Below are 1,953 nucleotides of genomic sequence, written 5' to 3' on the forward strand. Positions count from 1 at the left end.
AGTTGAGTAGAAGAGAACCTCTCTACCTCGCGGTAGATTGTGTATCTCCCCCCTCGCAGAACCGTGCTTGCGCTATTCACGCACACGGCTCCTCCTAGTTATCATTCACAAGATGTAGCTAATCTCTTTTCTTAAGTCATATATATTGACCTTGACCCTCGGTGAAGGTAGTGGATATTTATCAAGAAAGAGTCTGTACTTATCCCAGGTAAAGGATTTTCTTTGACTTCTTCTATTGAGCCATTTAAACAGTAAGTATTGGATTTTGTCTTTAAAGTTGTTCACACTTTGGGTATTATCTGTAATGCAGTAATAGTTGTAATAACCTATTAGTGAGCGTTTAAATCTATCCATAATCATATGAATATCTTTATTTCTATTATTCTTCAGCCATTCTTTCGTTTCTTTTAGTTTACCTTGGATTTTCTTCCTGCTTGTTTTCCTTTTCACTCGAAAGTTTCCTTGTTTGCTTTTCCCACAATAGTGTGTAAAACCTAGGAAATCAAAGGTAGCTGGTTTATTTCTTCCCTGTTGATTTGCATTTTTCTCCGCAAACCTCCCGAAGGGAATGATTTTGGTTTTATCCTCAGCTATTTCTAAATTAAATTTCTTTAATCTTAACTTTAATGAATGGAAGAATTGCTCCGCTTCACTTTTATATTGAAAACAACAAACAAAATCATCCGCATATCTCACTATGTATGCTTGTCCATCGCACTGTTTCCTAACCCTTTTCTCAAACCATAGGTCGAGTACATAATGGAGATATACATTGGCTAATATCGGAGATATTACTCCACCTTGCGGTGTACCATTGTCTGTCTTAAATTTCTTACCTTCCTCCATGTATCCACCTTTAAGAAACCTACCAATTACTCTTAGTAGGTTAGGGTCAGCGATTCGCAGTTTTAAGAACTCCATCATCCATGTGTGGTCAACGTTGTCAAAGAATCCCTTTATATCTACATCTACTACATAATTTACTGGCCTCTTCTCAATATAGAAGTTCAGTGTTTTCAAAGCATCGTGGCAATTACGATTTGGTCGGAATCCAAAGGAACAGTCTAGAAAGTCATTTTCATAGATAGAATTTAGTATCTTCGTGATGCACTTTTGTACAATCTTATCTTCATGTTCCGGTATTCCCAACGGTCTTTTCTTGTTTGAGTTGAGCTTTGGAATATACATCCTCCTTACTGGAACAGGTCGATAGCTTTTGCTTTTAAGCGTACTTATTAACTCCTTTATGTTTTCTTCTAAGTTTTCATCGTATTCCTCTTTAGTTGTTCCGTTAATCCCAGTTGCCTTTTTGTTAGGTAATTCATGATGACATTGAATTAGTGATTGCGCATTTATTAAATGTGCAAGAGATGTAAATTTCATTTTAGGATCAGATTTTGCTAATTCTGCTATCCTTAGTAGTTTTGTTTCCATTTATTATTCCTACCTCTGCGTGTAGTAAATGTTTCCCTAGTAAGGGTGATAACTGGTAGCTAGCCTTCCCTCCATCGGCATTACCCAACTTCATTGGTACTACGCTGCTATCCGACTCCCTACATCGGCATTTGGTTTCCTTGCTTTTTATCGCTTGTACACCATACTCTTCTAAAAGAAAAGACCGGTAGGGTCTCCCGAGTTGCCGTATCATATCAATGTGTAACGTGCCAAGGTCTCTGACCCCAGAGAGGTTTTATCCATCTTGCCCTTATCGAAGGATAAAATGTAGCTTTCTGCCGCAGTTAAGGCATCAGCCCTCCCGATTTACTAACATTATGGAGCTCAATCCCTTCAACCATTTGGCTTTCGGCCCGCCACCTAGCTGTCTACGCTTAAAGACTAATGTTACCATTAGCCCTCCAAGACTCGCTACGAGCGAATGGCTAGTTCTTACTCGGCGGGAATCCCACCCGCTATATGATACGACCTAGGCTCGGCCGCACAACTGCCCCGTTA

General features: G+C 39.3%; 1 protein-coding gene. It reads right to left on the reverse strand.

Going from position 1 to position 1,953, the window contains the following annotated elements:
* Window positions 1–105: 105 nt before the first annotated feature.
* Window positions 106–1,434, reverse strand: a complete 1,329-nt coding sequence (gene ltrA / locus ACIFOT_RS22415; RefSeq protein ID WP_430068066.1) for a group II intron reverse transcriptase/maturase — start codon at window positions 1,432–1,434, stop codon at window positions 106–108.
* Window positions 1,435–1,953 lie beyond the last annotated feature (519 nt).

Source organism: Neobacillus sp. NRS-1170 (genome assembly GCF_050468025.1).